This window comes from Mucilaginibacter terrae (assembly GCF_042679325.1).
Taxonomy (GTDB): domain Bacteria; phylum Bacteroidota; class Bacteroidia; order Sphingobacteriales; family Sphingobacteriaceae; genus Mucilaginibacter; species Mucilaginibacter terrae.
In genome coordinates, this window is sequence record NZ_JBHTMJ010000003.1 from 239,634 (window position 1) to 252,679 (window position 13,046).

Consider the following 13,046-nt stretch of genomic DNA (forward strand, 5'->3'; position numbering starts at 1 on the left):
GTTAGCATGAAATTTAAGTTTGTCGTTTACCTGAATGCCATAGCCTTGCTTAATTTGCCTGCTGTTATGGCGCAAAAAGCCAAAAGAGCAGTTAAGAAACCCAATATTGTTATCATTTTGGCCGATGATATGGGCTACTCGGATATGGGCTGCTTTGGTTCGAACACACAAACTCCTAACCTGGATGGCATGGCCAAAACCGGTTTGGTAATGACCAATTTTTATAACGCCTCGCGCTGCTGCCCCTCCAGGGCATCGTTGCTTACCGGCTTATACCAGCACCAGGCAGGTGTGGGCGATATGGTGAACACCCGCAAAGAACCCGCTTACCAGGGTTACCTTAATAATAACTGTGTAACCATTGCCGAGGCTTTAAAAGGAAGTGGTTACAATACTTACATGGCCGGTAAATGGCATGTGGGCACCGCGCCCGATAAATGGCCGGTAAAACGTGGTTTCGATCATTATTTTGGTTTGATAGACGGGGCGGGGAGCTATTTTAATCCCACTAACCCGTACCGCCCAAACCAGCGGTTAACCATTGCTTTGGATGATAAGTCTTACACTCCTGAAAAAGATTTTTATGCTACCGATGCTTATGCGGGTTACGCGGTAAAATATATTAAAGACAATAGAGCCACAGGCAAACCTTTCTTTTTATACATGGCCTTTACGGCACCCCACTGGCCGTTAAATGCCCTGCCTAATGATATTGCCAAGTACAAAGGCAAGTACATGGCCGGTTGGGACAAACTGCGCCAAGAACGCTTTAACCGAATGAAGAAGTTAGGTATTATTAATAATAGTACGCAGCTGTCGCCACGAGATAAAAATGTGCCTGAATGGAACTCTTTAACCGATGCCGAAAAGCAAATATGGGACGAAAAAATGGCCGTTTATGCCGCCATGATCGACCGTATGGATCAAAATGTAGGTCGCATACGTCAGGCACTAAAAGAAACCGGCCAAGATCAAAACACGGTGATTATGTTCCTGTCGGATAATGGGGCCAGCAGCGAGAGCATTAAAGGCCCCGGCTTTACGCCCGAAATTACGGCCGCCAACTTAAAACCCGCCAGCGATCCATCGTCATTTACGGCTTATGGTTTTACCGGTGCAAATGTAAGTAACACGCCGTTAACCCTGTTTAAGCACTGGGTGTACGAAGGTGGCATAGCTACACCTTTTATTGTAAGTTATCCGGCTGTTATTAAAAAGCACTTACAAAATAATCAGCCAGCCCACATTGTTGATTTGATGGCTACGTGCCTGGATCTGGCAGGTGCAAAATATCCTGAAACTTATAACGGTAATACCATTACACCCACTGAGGGAATAAGCCTGTTGCAGGTAATTCAATACAAAAAATGGGAGGGACATAATGCGCTGTTTTTTGAGCACGAGGGTAACCGGGCAGTACGTCAGGGTGCCTGGAAACTGGTATCGCAATACCCCGAAAACCAGTGGCAATTGTACAACGTGGAGCAAGACCGCTCGGAACAAAACAACCTGGCTGCCCAATACCCCGATAAGGTAAAAACTTTAGAAACCCTATACCAGCAATGGGCCAACCGCATTGGCGTTATCCCGTTTGCACAGTTAAGTAAAGGTAAAGGCGATCTGTAAACGGTATTGAAGCGAGTTGTATTTCGGGCGTTGCCTCCGGCCCGCGCTTTACACTGCAAGTCCTCATTCCGCTACGCTGCATTCCGGGCTTTCCGTTGCAATCGCTAACGCTTTTTTTAGGTTGAATAGTTGATCGGTTAAGTAGTTGATTGGTTGAATCTTTTAATCACCGACGACATTGGCGGTTGTCATGAATTCTGCCAATCCTATAAATTCCTCAAATTCCGGTTCAGACAACGTTAGGGATAGAAGCGGATACCGGCCAATGTCATTAAGTTAAGGTAAAAAGAGCAGTGCAAATAATATCGAATAATGAATTTCGAATTTCCAACACCGAATTTCCCCTTCATCATTCAATATTGGGCATTCAGTGTTCAATATTAAATAAACACTAATCTCTTAACTTAATGACATTGGGATACTGGCCAAGCGGCTAAGGCCCGCGCAGTATAAGCGGATAGCCCGACCCGATAGGGAAACGCCAACAAAAAATTACAAACGTCAATATAATTTAAAATAAACTTTCAATAAGTTTTGAAAGTTTAAAATATTGTGTACATTTGTACATGGAATTAGCAGAAGCCAAGCAAAAGTTTATTGAAGCCTGGGGTAAGCTGGGATCGGAGTGGGGCATAAACCGAACCATGGCGCAGGTACATGCGTTGCTGCTAATGTCGCCTGAGGCATTAACCACCGAAGAAGTGATGGAACAACTAAGCATATCGCGTGGCAATGCCAACATGACCCTGCGCGATCTGATGAGCTGGGGCCTGGTAGAAAAACAACACAAACCCGGCGAGCGCAAAGAATATTTTTTTGCCGAAAAAGATACCTGGAATATTGCCCGCCAGGTAGCTCAGGAACGTAAGAAACGTGAACTGGACCCGGTGATTAAGATTTTAAACGAACTATCTACCGTGGAAGGTAACGAGAAAGACCCGGCGTATAAAACCTTCAAAAAATCGATCACTGACATTAACAAGCTGGCTAAAAACGTGAACAGAACCTTAGATACCATGCTGAAGGCTGATGAAAATTGGTTTTGGGGTTCTATTTTTAAGATTTTTAAATAGATACTTTTTTTAAACTAAAGTTTCATATTTTACTGAAAATTCAATATTAATTATATATTAACTTAAACAATCAACGTCATGAATTATTTTATTGTAACCTACGCTATTTATTTGCTGGTTAGCATAGCCTTAACGGTATGGGTAGCCAAAGTGCTGTTTAATAACGGTCGCATCTTTTTAATTGATATTTTCCATGGCAATACGCCACTTGCCGATTCTGTCAACAAACTACTGGTGGTGGGTTTTTACCTAATTAACATTGGCTATATAAGTTTGGCACTTAAATACGCCAATACGCTTGTCAATGCACAAATGGTTATTGAGGTGTTAAGTTACAAACTGGGTACTATTATTATTGTGCTGGGAGCCATGCATTTTTTGAACCTCGTTGTGTTCTTCAAATTACGTAACCGGGCACAGTTGAGCAAACCTGTTAATTAGTAAGTTAAATCTATTTGTCTGTTATGCCGACGAATATCGGCATCACACAAGCCAAGTAAGCGGCTTCCCTATCCGCTGAAACGAGAATAGGTAGTTGTCATGCTGAGCCTGTCGAAGCATTTGCCGCTTTGCTAAGTCTTCGACAGGCTCAGACAGACATTTTGATAAGTTAAACTTCACACTATGAAGACCCTGAAAAACCATATTATATTGTACGATGCCGAATGCCCCATGTGCCAGTTTTACACCAAAGCATTTACCAAAAGCGGTATGCTCGATGCCAAAGGAAGGGCCAGTTACCAAAACATGCCGCAGGAGGCTTGTCTGTTGGTAGACCGCCAGCGTGCCGTAAATGAAATTGCGTTGGTGAACACCCCAACCGGTGAAGTAAGTTATGGCATTGATAGTTTGTTTAAGGTATTTGGCAATGCTTTGCCGCTGCTTAAACCGCTATTGGGTTTTGGTCCGTTTGTTTGGATCATGCGTAAGGTGTATGCTTTTATTTCTTACAATCGCCGGATAATAATTCCGGCTGTGCATGAGCAGGAGAACAGTATTCAGCCTACGTTCAGGTTAAGCTACAGGTTACTGTATTTGTTTTTTACATGGTTGATAGTATCCGTAATATTAACCAATTACGCCGGGCATTTAACCCCGTTGGTACCGCTGGGCAATGCCTACCGCGAATATTTAATTTGCGGCGGACAAATACTTTTTCAGGGCCTTATCATCAGCTGGTACGCACCCGCCAAACGATGGAATTATTTAGGCAACATGATGACCATCTCCTTAGCCGGATCTTTATTACTATTGCCGGTATTACTGCTTGCTAAATTTGCAGACCTTAATGCCGTAATCTGCATCTTCTGTTTTATGGGCGTGGCCGGTTTAATGTTTTTAGAGCATGTTAGGCGTACTAAATTACTTCAATTAGGTTGGTTGCTCACCATTACCTGGGCGGTATATCGCTTCATAGTTTTAATGTTCATTTATCAATTTAACTAAATAAAAATCATGAAATATCATAAGATCGTATTGGCTGGTGGTAATGGTTATTTAGGTACCGTGCTGGCTAATTATTATAAAGAACTGGCTCATGAAGTTATTATATTAAGCCGTAAAGCAGCACCCGCCAAAGGCAATATTAAAACCTTGGTTTGGGATGGCCAAACCGAAGGCGAGTGGGGCCAGTATTTAGAAGATGCCGATGTACTGATTAATCTTTGCGGTAAAAATGTGAACTGCCGGTACACCGGGCAAAATAAACAAGCAATCATTCAATCAAGGGTAGTGCCAACCCGTTTGCTGGGCAAGGTGCTTAATACGCTTGCCAATCCCCCCAAATTATGGATCAACGTAACTTCGGCCACCATTTACCGCCACGCCGAAGATTATGCCCAGGATGAAACCACCGGCGAAATCGGTTACGGTTTTTCTATAGACGTGTGCAAGCAATGGGAGCAAACTTTTTTTGATACACCAACCCCGGCTACCCGTAAACTGGCCCTGCGTATGGGTATTGTGCTGGGACGCGATGATGGGGTATTTCCACGCTTATTAAACCTCGTAAAACTGGGCATGGGAGGGCAACAAGGAGATGGAAAACAATACGTAGCCTGGGTACACCAGCAGGATGTGGCCCGTATAACCGAGTGGCTGATGCAACACCCCGAACTGGAGGGTGTAGTGAACTGCACCGCCCCTGAAGCCGTTAAAAACCAAGATCTCATGCGCATCATCCGCAAAGCTTACGGTATGCCTTTTGGCCTGCCCGCACCCCAATGGCTGCTCGAAATTGGTGCCCGCCTCATAGGTACCGAAACCGAACTTATTTTAAAAAGCCGCTGGGTTGCACCACAGCGCTTATTAGATAACGGTTTTACTTTCCAGTTTCCTAAGGCCGAACATGCAGTGCACGATATTTTGAGTATTAAAAATTAATTAAATATGCCGGTTGTTAAGCTACAAACCCACATTAACGCCCCGGTTGAACAATGCTTTAACCTGGCGCGCAATATAGATTTGCATTTGACCTCTATGCAGCAAAACCACGAGGAGGCCGTAGCCGGTATAACCACGGGCTTAATTAACCTGCATGAAACTGTTACCTGGAAAGCCCGTCACTTTGGCTTCCCTTTTATAATGAAGGTACAGATAACCGAAATGCAGTATGCCAATTACTTTGTTGACCAAATGGTAAGCGGTCCGTTCAAATGGTTCAGGCATTACCATGCTTTTTTGCCTCAGGGTAATGGTACTTTAATGGTTGATGAGTTTGTTTTCCGTTCGCCGTTGGGCTGGCTGGGTAAACTGGCCGATAATTGGCTATTAAAAGCCCATTTGCACAAGCTTTTAACACAACGCAATGAAGCTATTAAACAGGTGGCCGAAGGAGGGCAGCTTTATTAATTTAAACCGCGATGCCGAAGAACATCGGCATGTCAGGATAATATAAATCACTAATACCAACATTATGAAACCGCTTACCAGACAACTCCTCCTCACCCGTATCAAAATTTATATCTGGATTATTATTGCCGGCCTGTTCATTAGCGGCATTACCGCTTTTCCTTTAGAAACCGAGCTGCTTATTTTCATCAGCACATCAGCATTTTCCCTTCAATAATGCAAAACTGGTTAAGCACCATTTATTTCGCCATCACCAATACCAATGCCCATTACCCTTATCTCAGTTACGGTACAGACTGGCTGGCTTTTGCGCACATAGTATTAGCTATACTGTTTTTTGGCCCATTGAAAGATCCTGTAAAAAACATTTGGGTCGTCCAGTTTGGTATGATCGCCTGTGCGATCATTTTTCCGCTGGCTTTTGTAGCGGGAAGTATTCGTCATATCCCGGTTTTTTGGCAGTTTATCGATTGTTCTTTCGGTGTAATAGGTATTGTACCACTATGGCTGGCTTATAAAAATACCCGCAGGTTACAAGAACAAAATAATTAGTGTTACCCCCCAATAAGTAATGGCATAAAGCTGTACTTTTATAATGCCGACATTTATCATTAAAACCTGCACCGGTTCTACCAATTACAACCACCATGAAATCCTTTGTTTCGCTATTGTTTTTAATGGGTGCTTTTAGTACCGGTTTGTATGCCCAGGATACCGGCAATGTGCTTAAAGGTGATCTGAAAGTTCACGATCCGGTGATGATCAAACAAAAAGGTACTTACTATATATTTTCGACAGGTAAGGGTGTGCCCATTAAAACATCAAAAGACAAGATTACCTGGCAAAACAGCGGTAACGTGTTTGCCTCGCCGTTAACCTGGTTTAAGCAGGATATTCCAAACCAGGATGGGGCTTTATGGGCACCCGATATCCATTACCGTAACGGCCAGTTCCATTTATATTATTCCGTTTCGGGCTGGATGAACTTTAATTCGAGCATTGGTTACGCTACAAATGCTACGTTAGACCAAAGCAGTCCGCTTTATAAATGGATAGATCATGGCCAAATCATCAGCTACAAAAATGGGGGCGAAAAGGTGAATGTAATAGACCCTAATATCGTGGTAGAAAAAAATGGTACCGTATGGATGCTCTACGGATCGTACCAGGGTGGTTTGCGTTTGGTGGAACTAGATGCCAAAACCGGTAAATTAAAAAGCGATAAACCCGAACTGACCACCATTACTACATCATTAGGGGAGGGTAGTTATATTATAAGGGGGGCCGGCTACTATTACATTTTCGCATCGCGCGGTATTTGTTGCAAAGGGATACAAAGTAATTACCAGGTGGTTATGGGTCGTTCAAAAAATATAAGAGGCCCTTATCTCACTAAAAAAGGGGAAAGCTGGGTTAATAATAAATACACCCTGTTTTTAGAAGGAAATTATGCCGAGCCCGGCCGCGGCCACAATGGTTTCTTTACCGAAAAAGACACTACCTTTATTGTTTACCATGCCTATACCCGTTCGGCTGGTGGCACTTCCATGCTTAACATTAAACCCGTTTATGTGGATGCCGACGGCTGGCCAACTATAAATGTAACTAAAAAACTGTTTAAGCTGAATGGTGATAAAAAGGCGCAGGTGATAGGTAAATGATTTCCACGTATGAGATGACGGAGACACAAAGTGTTGTGTCTCTACGTATAATTATATTTGTAGAGACACAACACTTGTGTCTTTAATCAACACATTATTCTATTCCTTCCAAACAATAACCTCGGCCGGTTTCAATAACTTTTGTCCCACTAAAACCTTTGCTTTGGCCGGTAAATTAACCAGGTAAGGTTTGCCCGAATAATTTACACCTACCCAAAATCCATCGCGCCATTCCAGTATCACCCCTTCGGGTAAATTTTTTACCGGGATATTGGCTTGCAGGTAAACACGGGTAAGCACCGCTTTTTCCAACGCCCCGTCATCTGTATCGGGGCCCACATAAGTAATCGAACCCTTGCCCAGTTTGCGCGATATAACGGCCGGTTTGCCCGCGTAAAACTGGTTAGTGTACGTCGCCCATATTTGGGTGCTGGCATCGGGTTCAATCACATCGGCCCAGTTGTTCCAGTTGTAGGTTTGGTTGTTCATTAAAATGGTGCCTTTCACCGTATCGGGCATCAGATCGTAAAACGGGATCTTGGCACCTATCAGCTTATAAACAGGCTCTGCCCATTTCATTTCCCAAAGCTTGCCGTTGCGGTTTTTTTGCCCGGTGCGGCTGGTTAATACTAAATGTCCGCCATTTTCTACGTATTGGGTCCAGCGTTTTACCAGCTTGGCATCAAGCAACTGGTAGGCAGGGGCTACCATAACCGGGTATTTAGAAAAATCTTTGTCTTCAGTTATCACATCAACCGGTGCGTTCAATTGTTTAAGGCTGCCATAGTAGCGCATCAGGTGCTGCAGGTAATCCCACTGGTAGGTTTGCGGCTGGTTATCCTGTTCCCAGCGGTTATCTGGGCTGTACAAAACGGCAGTTAAACGTGCGGCATAGTCAGCCGGCATTTTATCGGCAGGGTTATATAGGCTTTTAATACTTTTAAGCTCTTTAATAACTTTAGTGTACTCGGCACCACTGGTACTTAATAATACGCCATCGGTGCCAATAATGCCGTAATGATACTGTTCGCCGCCGGTTAAGGGCTGTTTAAAACGGTAATTGCACACAAACCGGTTACCACCTGCAAAGGCATGCCATATCCACATACGAACTACGCCGGGCATGGGTTGCGGGTTAAACTTGCCCCAGTTTACCTGGCCGGGTTGCAATTCCATAACGCCGGTAGTGCCGTTAATAGAGCGAAACAGGTCATTGGCGAAAGCAATGCTGGTGGGCGACCCCATCCTGAAACCCTGCGGACCTAAACCTTTATCATACCCGGCCACGAGGTATTTGGTATAGGTTACAAAATCGAGATTGGTCATGCGGGTAGGGTCAACAGGGGCATGATCGGGCATCAGGTTGGTGGTAATCCATTGGTTGGCAGCAATATGCTTACGCAAAATTTTGTACTGCATGCCTAAAAAATCGGTCACCTCATCGGCGCTAAAGCGCTTAAAATCCAGCACGGCATGCGGGTTGGGCTGGGCAATGAGCTCTTTACCATTGGGGATACGCACCTGGTCGAAATTATTATATTTAATACTCCAGAAGGCAGTACCCCACGTAGCATTAAGCGAATCGATAACCTGGTACTTGGTTTTCAACCATTTGCGAAAACTCTCCTGAGCGGCCTCGCTGTAATCATACTGGCCGTAGTGTGAGGGTTCGTTATCCAGTTGCCAGCCCCAAATGCGCTTATCGGTAGCGTAATGTTTGGCAATGGCTTCTACCATCTTAGTAACATACTGCCTGTACACCGGGCTCGACCATGAAATTTGCTGGCGCGAACCATGTTGCATGGTTACACCGGTTTCGTTCACCATCATTATTTCGGGATGTTTTTGGGCCAGCCAAGCCGGTGGAGTAGGGCTGGAAGTACACATAATAACCTTGATCCCGTTTTTATGGGCCAGTTCAACAGCTTCGTCAAGCCAGGTAAAGTCAAATTTGCCTTCCTCGGGTTCAATAAAGGCCCAGGCAAATTCTCCGTAATGGGTAAAGTCAAAACCCAGTTCTGCCATCTTTTTAAGGTCGCGCTCCCAATAGGCGTGGGGCCATTGCTCCGGGTAATAATACGAGCCAATGGTCATCAAATCTTTTTTAGGGAAAAAGTGATCGGCACTTTGTGCTAATGCAAGTTTATTGGTTGAGGTAGACAGCAAAAGCAGGATGAGCAGTATTTTATAAGCAGGTTTAAACATATTAAGGAAATTGGTAGTACCAAAGTAGTACTTATTTTGTAATAAGCCTTCTTGTTTATCAATTAAGAGGTATTGTAACAAGGAAGCCTTCCCTGTTACAGAAAGGCTTGTCTTTGGTTTCATATTTTTATTGTACATGTTCCGGGTCCATCCAGAAGTACTCCCACGTATGTCCGTCCAAATCCTCAAAATCGTACCCATACATAAAACCATGATCTTGCGGTGGCCGGGGTGTGGTAGCTCCCGCCTCTACAGCTTTGCTCACTATAGCGTCTACAGCGTCGCGGCTATCGGCCGATAAGGCTATTATAGCTTTAATTGTTTTAGAATCGGCTATATCTTTATCTGTAAACGTTTTAAAAAAAGGCTCTACCAGTAGCATTACATATATAGTATCACTAATAATCATGCAGGTTGCGTTCTCATTGGTAAACTGTTGGTTAAAAGTATAGCCAAGTTTAGTAAAAAATTCAATCGATTTGTTAAGATCCTTTACAGGTAGATTTAAAAACATTTGTGTTGCCATGTATCTGTTGTTAATGTTCATACAAATGTACCGGATGTAATTGAATAGCACAATGTGTACCAACGACAACTTAGGGGGTAGTTTACGACAATCTTTTTCTAACGATAACTGTAATTCGGACATATCACTTCTCAGATATATCATTTCTGGCGGGCTATACTTTACCACTGAACCAGGCTTATTTATTGCCGGTATCCGCTTTCATCGCTTATGTGAAAATTTGGCACGGGTGTGAAGTGCTAATAGTATGCAAATTGTTCTGACACCGATTACTTCAGATCTGTTGAATGCAGGAATTTTATTTTCCACAAACCGGCTTGCTTTACCAATACGGCGCTTTCCAGCCATTTAATGGTGCGTTGTTTATCATTCATGCGCATATCGGCAGTATTGTAATATATTACCCAAGCTATGTTACCCTGTTGCTCTGTTTTACTAAAATCAAGCTTATTAATTCTTTTAACATTCATACCCTTCATTGGTCTTAAATTGTTTATCAACGAATCGGCATTCCAAATCAAGCCGTGCTCAACTAATGTAAAATCAGGTGTTACTTCGGCTTTAAGTGCCGCTTCATTTAAGGCCGAAATAGCATCAAAAAATTCAGTAACAGTTGCCTGTATCTTTTCTTCTTCAGTTTTAGTTTGGGCGATACAAATTATGCCGATAAATGAGAATAGGATAACGCATACAGTTGTTTTCATGATAGCTTGTTAATTAATATTTAAAGCTAAGCATTTAAATGCTAATGTATTACTGCTTGCTTTTTAAAGATATTAACACCATCGGTATTTTATATATTTTGTGTAGTAATGCGGTCAAATAAATACAATAATATTTGTTAAGTCGATTAAAATCAATTTACTTTGTATTTGAAAGTACTTTGTATATTATTAAAATTCATCTTATGAACTCAAGTAAAATCTGGATTGAGCATTTTAAAACAAATGCCACTAAAAAGAGAGTTGACTGGAATTTAAAACCGGTTATAGCCGAACAAGAGCTGCTGGCCGTTTTACCGTCGTTACAGGCCTGGCAACTGGGCGAAACATCCGAAGGGGAGAACCTCATTCGCGCCTCAACCCGTTATGCCTGGCGCATAAGCGACCCCAATTACGTAGACGCCGTAAAGCTGTTTATTAAGGAAGAGCAAAAGCACGGCAACAACCTGGGCATGTACCTGGATGCTATTGGCCAGCCACGTATTAAAAAAGACTGGGGCGACTCGCTTTTTCGGCGTATGCGTTATTTCAGTAATAGCATGGAAGCCTGGACGCTGGCCGTTATTGCGGTGGAAAGTACCGCGCAGATCTTTTATCAATCTTTAAAGGATGCCACCCAATGCCAGTTGCTGAAACAGATCTGCACCGATATTTTGATCGATGAAGTCTATCACATTACGTTTCAAACCGAGCGGCTGGCCGTGATATTTGATAACCGCAGTGAAAGCGGCCGGGCATGGCGCAGGTGGTTTTATCAGTGCTTTTTTTACGGCACATCGGTCGTAGTATGGTTTGCGCACAAAAGGTTATTTAAGGCCGGTGGCAATACGTTTACCGGTTTTATGAAAAAGATGCATTACAAATACCTGCGTACCCTGAACCAGATCACCAGCACCGCATTGTTTGAAATGGTGTAAACCGTCATATTATCTAAGGAACTATTTTGTATTGGTTAACGTTAATTATATGATGAAATATTTTGTAAAAGAAGACTCCATTGTGAGGCAGATATGGGGCAAGGCCGATACGGTGCTCTTTATTTTTGCAGGTGCCGCGGCGGAGTTTGCGCTTAACAAGGCGGTAGATTGGCTTTACTTTACGGGTCGTTTGCCTGCCGACCCATTAGCCAGGCTGTTTTCAACTGTTGAATATTCGAGCAAGATTATTTTTTCGGAACATGATAAGGCCTTGGCTGCTATTGATAAGATCGCCGCCATACATCAGGGTGTTGAAATGGCCCGTGGCGCGCAAATACCCGACTGGGCTTACCGCGATGTATTGTTCATGCTCATCGATTATTCTATCCGCTCGTTTGAGTTGCTGGAACGTAAGCTTACCATTGCCGAAAAGGAAGAAGTGTTTAATACCTTTTATCGCCTGGGCGAAAGGATGAAGTTGACCGGCTTGCCGCAAACTTATACCGAATGGCTGGTTATGCGCAAAACGCATCTGCAAGCTAATTTTTCGAAAAGTAATTACACCATCGACTTGTACAAAAAGTACCGGGAGCACCTGGGTTTTGTGCGTTACCAGTTGTTAAAACAAGTACAAACAATACTGGTACCCAAAAGCGTAAGAACTATGCTGACGCTCGGCAATGCCCCATTGTTAAAGCCCATACTATGGCTCTACAAGTTAACCCGCCTCATAAAACTGGACTGGCTGCTCAAAGAAGCCATATTACCTAACGAATACAAGGCACAGGTACGTGGGTTGGATGTGGCTTTGTAGTTGGTATAACTTTATAACTTTTGCATACACCAGGTGGTCATGCAACGCAAATTTTGTACGTTGGTGGTTTTAATAGGTTCATGCAGGTAGCCGTTCAATTCCTGGGTATAGTTCAATAGGGTAGCATGGTTGACTAAAAAACGTTCAGAATCATCGGGTAACCAATAGCGGCCATTGCCTGTTGGGAGTACTAACTCTTCAATGCCAATATCAGAAGCCAGGCGCGCAAACATATAACCGCCCGGTTTAAGTACCCGCCAAACGGAGCGCAGCATCCTGTCGAAATGCTCCTGGCTTTGCGCAAAATGTAATACGGCACTGCAAATAATCAGATCGAAGGATGCATCAGCATAAGGCATGTTCTCTGCTGAAGCCACCATGAAGTTATCTGAAGAATTGTCGGGAGCTAAGGCGGCCGATAACTGCCTCACCGCTTCTACGGCTTCGGGGTTAGGGTCTACACCATATACATCAAAATCGTTTTGTAAAAGATATACCAGGTTACGGCCACCGCCGCAACCCACATCGAGCACCTTACGGCACTGGTCATAAGTGCCTTTCAGTAACTGGTCGAACAGGTAGATATCAATATCGCCGTACAACTGCTGTAATTTGTTCATATAGTTAGGCGTTTACCCTCCCTCCCGGGGAG

The 13,046-nt window shown here is 43.6% G+C and carries 15 protein-coding genes; 11 read left to right on the top strand and 4 right to left on the bottom strand.

What is annotated here, in order from left to right; translation table 11 throughout:
- The first annotated feature begins 6 nt into the window (after nucleotides 1–6).
- The 9 genes from ACFQ3S_RS03145 to ACFQ3S_RS03185 all read left to right on the top strand — a co-directional run bounded on the left by ACFQ3S_RS03145 (nucleotide 7) and on the right by ACFQ3S_RS03185 (nucleotide 7,210).
- Nucleotides 7–1,626 carry an arylsulfatase gene (locus ACFQ3S_RS03145; protein ID WP_377161151.1) on the top strand — a complete coding sequence of 540 codons (1,620 nt, stop codon included), beginning with the start codon at nucleotides 7–9 and terminating at the stop codon, nucleotides 1,624–1,626.
- Nucleotides 1,627–2,192: 566 nt separating this feature from the next.
- Nucleotides 2,193–2,699: a GbsR/MarR family transcriptional regulator gene (locus ACFQ3S_RS03150; RefSeq protein ID WP_377161153.1), complete on the top strand. Its 507-nt coding sequence runs from the start codon at nucleotides 2,193–2,195 to the stop codon at nucleotides 2,697–2,699.
- A gap of 78 nt (nucleotides 2,700–2,777) precedes the next feature.
- On the top strand, nucleotides 2,778–3,140 hold the full coding sequence (locus tag ACFQ3S_RS03155; RefSeq protein WP_377161155.1) for a hypothetical protein: 363 nt from the start codon (nucleotides 2,778–2,780) through the stop codon (nucleotides 3,138–3,140).
- A gap of 183 nt (nucleotides 3,141–3,323) precedes the next feature.
- Nucleotides 3,324–4,145 (top strand): DUF393 domain-containing protein, encoded by an 822-nt coding sequence (locus tag ACFQ3S_RS03160; protein ID WP_377161157.1) that lies wholly within the window; start codon nucleotides 3,324–3,326, stop codon nucleotides 4,143–4,145.
- A gap of 9 nt (nucleotides 4,146–4,154) precedes the next feature.
- Nucleotides 4,155–5,081, top strand: a complete 927-nt coding sequence (locus ACFQ3S_RS03165) for a TIGR01777 family oxidoreductase (RefSeq protein ID WP_377161159.1) — start codon at nucleotides 4,155–4,157, stop codon at nucleotides 5,079–5,081.
- 6 nt (nucleotides 5,082–5,087) lie between these two features.
- Nucleotides 5,088–5,549 (top strand): SRPBCC family protein, encoded by a 462-nt coding sequence (locus tag ACFQ3S_RS03170; protein ID WP_377161161.1) that lies wholly within the window; start codon nucleotides 5,088–5,090, stop codon nucleotides 5,547–5,549.
- A gap of 64 nt (nucleotides 5,550–5,613) precedes the next feature.
- Complete coding sequence (locus ACFQ3S_RS03175; RefSeq protein WP_377161163.1) at nucleotides 5,614–5,766, top strand: hypothetical protein; 153 nt, start codon at nucleotides 5,614–5,616, stop codon at nucleotides 5,764–5,766.
- Nucleotides 5,766–6,101, top strand: a complete 336-nt coding sequence (locus ACFQ3S_RS03180) for a hypothetical protein (protein WP_377161165.1) — start codon at nucleotides 5,766–5,768, stop codon at nucleotides 6,099–6,101. The genes ACFQ3S_RS03175 and ACFQ3S_RS03180 overlap by 1 nt, the downstream gene beginning before the upstream one ends.
- Before the next feature lie 95 nt (nucleotides 6,102–6,196).
- Nucleotides 6,197–7,210, top strand: coding sequence for an arabinan endo-1,5-alpha-L-arabinosidase (locus ACFQ3S_RS03185; RefSeq protein WP_377161167.1), 1,014 nt, complete (start codon nucleotides 6,197–6,199; stop codon nucleotides 7,208–7,210).
- A gap of 99 nt (nucleotides 7,211–7,309) precedes the next feature.
- Here ACFQ3S_RS03185 and ACFQ3S_RS03190 read toward each other — a convergent pair whose 3' ends face one another.
- The 3 genes from ACFQ3S_RS03190 to ACFQ3S_RS03200 form a co-directional block, all read right to left on the bottom strand.
- On the bottom strand, nucleotides 7,310–9,538 hold the full coding sequence (locus ACFQ3S_RS03190) for a beta-galactosidase (RefSeq protein WP_377161169.1): 2,229 nt from the start codon (nucleotides 9,536–9,538) through the stop codon (nucleotides 7,310–7,312).
- 4 nt (nucleotides 9,539–9,542) lie between these two features.
- Nucleotides 9,543–10,085 carry a VOC family protein gene (locus tag ACFQ3S_RS03195; protein ID WP_377161171.1) on the bottom strand — a complete coding sequence of 181 codons (543 nt, stop codon included), beginning with the start codon at nucleotides 10,083–10,085 and terminating at the stop codon, nucleotides 9,543–9,545.
- 125 nt (nucleotides 10,086–10,210) lie between these two features.
- Entirely contained in the window at nucleotides 10,211–10,645 is a 435-nt protein-coding gene (locus tag ACFQ3S_RS03200; protein ID WP_377161173.1) for a nuclear transport factor 2 family protein, read from the bottom strand.
- A 203-nt stretch (nucleotides 10,646–10,848) separates the two neighbouring features.
- Here ACFQ3S_RS03200 and ACFQ3S_RS03205 point away from each other — a divergent pair, with 203 nt between their 5' ends.
- Together ACFQ3S_RS03205 and ACFQ3S_RS03210 are read left to right on the top strand one after the other, a co-directional pair.
- Nucleotides 10,849–11,580: a ferritin-like domain-containing protein gene (locus tag ACFQ3S_RS03205; protein WP_377161175.1), complete on the top strand. Its 732-nt coding sequence runs from the start codon at nucleotides 10,849–10,851 to the stop codon at nucleotides 11,578–11,580.
- A 49-nt stretch (nucleotides 11,581–11,629) separates the two neighbouring features.
- Entirely contained in the window at nucleotides 11,630–12,394 is a 765-nt protein-coding gene (locus tag ACFQ3S_RS03210; RefSeq protein WP_377161177.1) for an oxygenase MpaB family protein, read from the top strand.
- 11 nt (nucleotides 12,395–12,405) lie between these two features.
- On the opposite strand, the gene ACFQ3S_RS03215 is transcribed toward ACFQ3S_RS03210, so the two are convergent.
- Entirely contained in the window at nucleotides 12,406–13,014 is a 609-nt protein-coding gene (locus tag ACFQ3S_RS03215; protein WP_377161179.1) for a class I SAM-dependent methyltransferase, read from the bottom strand.
- Nucleotides 13,015–13,046: the final 32 nt, after the last annotated feature.

Coding starts and splice junctions, on each gene's coding strand:
- ACFQ3S_RS03190 (WP_377161169.1), bottom strand. CDS start 9,538: ATGAAACCAAAGACAAGCCTTTCTGTAACAGGGAAGGCTTCCTTGTTA.
- ACFQ3S_RS03215 (WP_377161179.1), bottom strand. CDS start 13,014: ATGAACAAATTACAGCAGTTGTACGGCGATATTGATATCTACCTGTTC.
- ACFQ3S_RS03195 (WP_377161171.1), bottom strand. CDS start 10,085: ATGATATATCTGAGAAGTGATATGTCCGAATTACAGTTATCGTTAGAA.
- ACFQ3S_RS03205 (WP_377161175.1), top strand. CDS start 10,849: ATGAACTCAAGTAAAATCTGGATTGAGCATTTTAAAACAAATGCCACT.
- ACFQ3S_RS03165 (WP_377161159.1), top strand. CDS start 4,155: ATGAAATATCATAAGATCGTATTGGCTGGTGGTAATGGTTATTTAGGT.
- ACFQ3S_RS03185 (WP_377161167.1), top strand. CDS start 6,197: ATGAAATCCTTTGTTTCGCTATTGTTTTTAATGGGTGCTTTTAGTACC.
- ACFQ3S_RS03155 (WP_377161155.1), top strand. CDS start 2,778: ATGAATTATTTTATTGTAACCTACGCTATTTATTTGCTGGTTAGCATA.
- ACFQ3S_RS03150 (WP_377161153.1), top strand. CDS start 2,193: ATGGAATTAGCAGAAGCCAAGCAAAAGTTTATTGAAGCCTGGGGTAAG.
- ACFQ3S_RS03210 (WP_377161177.1), top strand. CDS start 11,630: ATGATGAAATATTTTGTAAAAGAAGACTCCATTGTGAGGCAGATATGG.
- ACFQ3S_RS03160 (WP_377161157.1), top strand. CDS start 3,324: ATGAAGACCCTGAAAAACCATATTATATTGTACGATGCCGAATGCCCC.
- ACFQ3S_RS03170 (WP_377161161.1), top strand. CDS start 5,088: ATGCCGGTTGTTAAGCTACAAACCCACATTAACGCCCCGGTTGAACAA.
- ACFQ3S_RS03145 (WP_377161151.1), top strand. CDS start 7: ATGAAATTTAAGTTTGTCGTTTACCTGAATGCCATAGCCTTGCTTAAT.
- ACFQ3S_RS03175 (WP_377161163.1), top strand. CDS start 5,614: ATGAAACCGCTTACCAGACAACTCCTCCTCACCCGTATCAAAATTTAT.
- ACFQ3S_RS03200 (WP_377161173.1), bottom strand. CDS start 10,645: ATGAAAACAACTGTATGCGTTATCCTATTCTCATTTATCGGCATAATT.
- ACFQ3S_RS03180 (WP_377161165.1), top strand. CDS start 5,766: ATGCAAAACTGGTTAAGCACCATTTATTTCGCCATCACCAATACCAAT.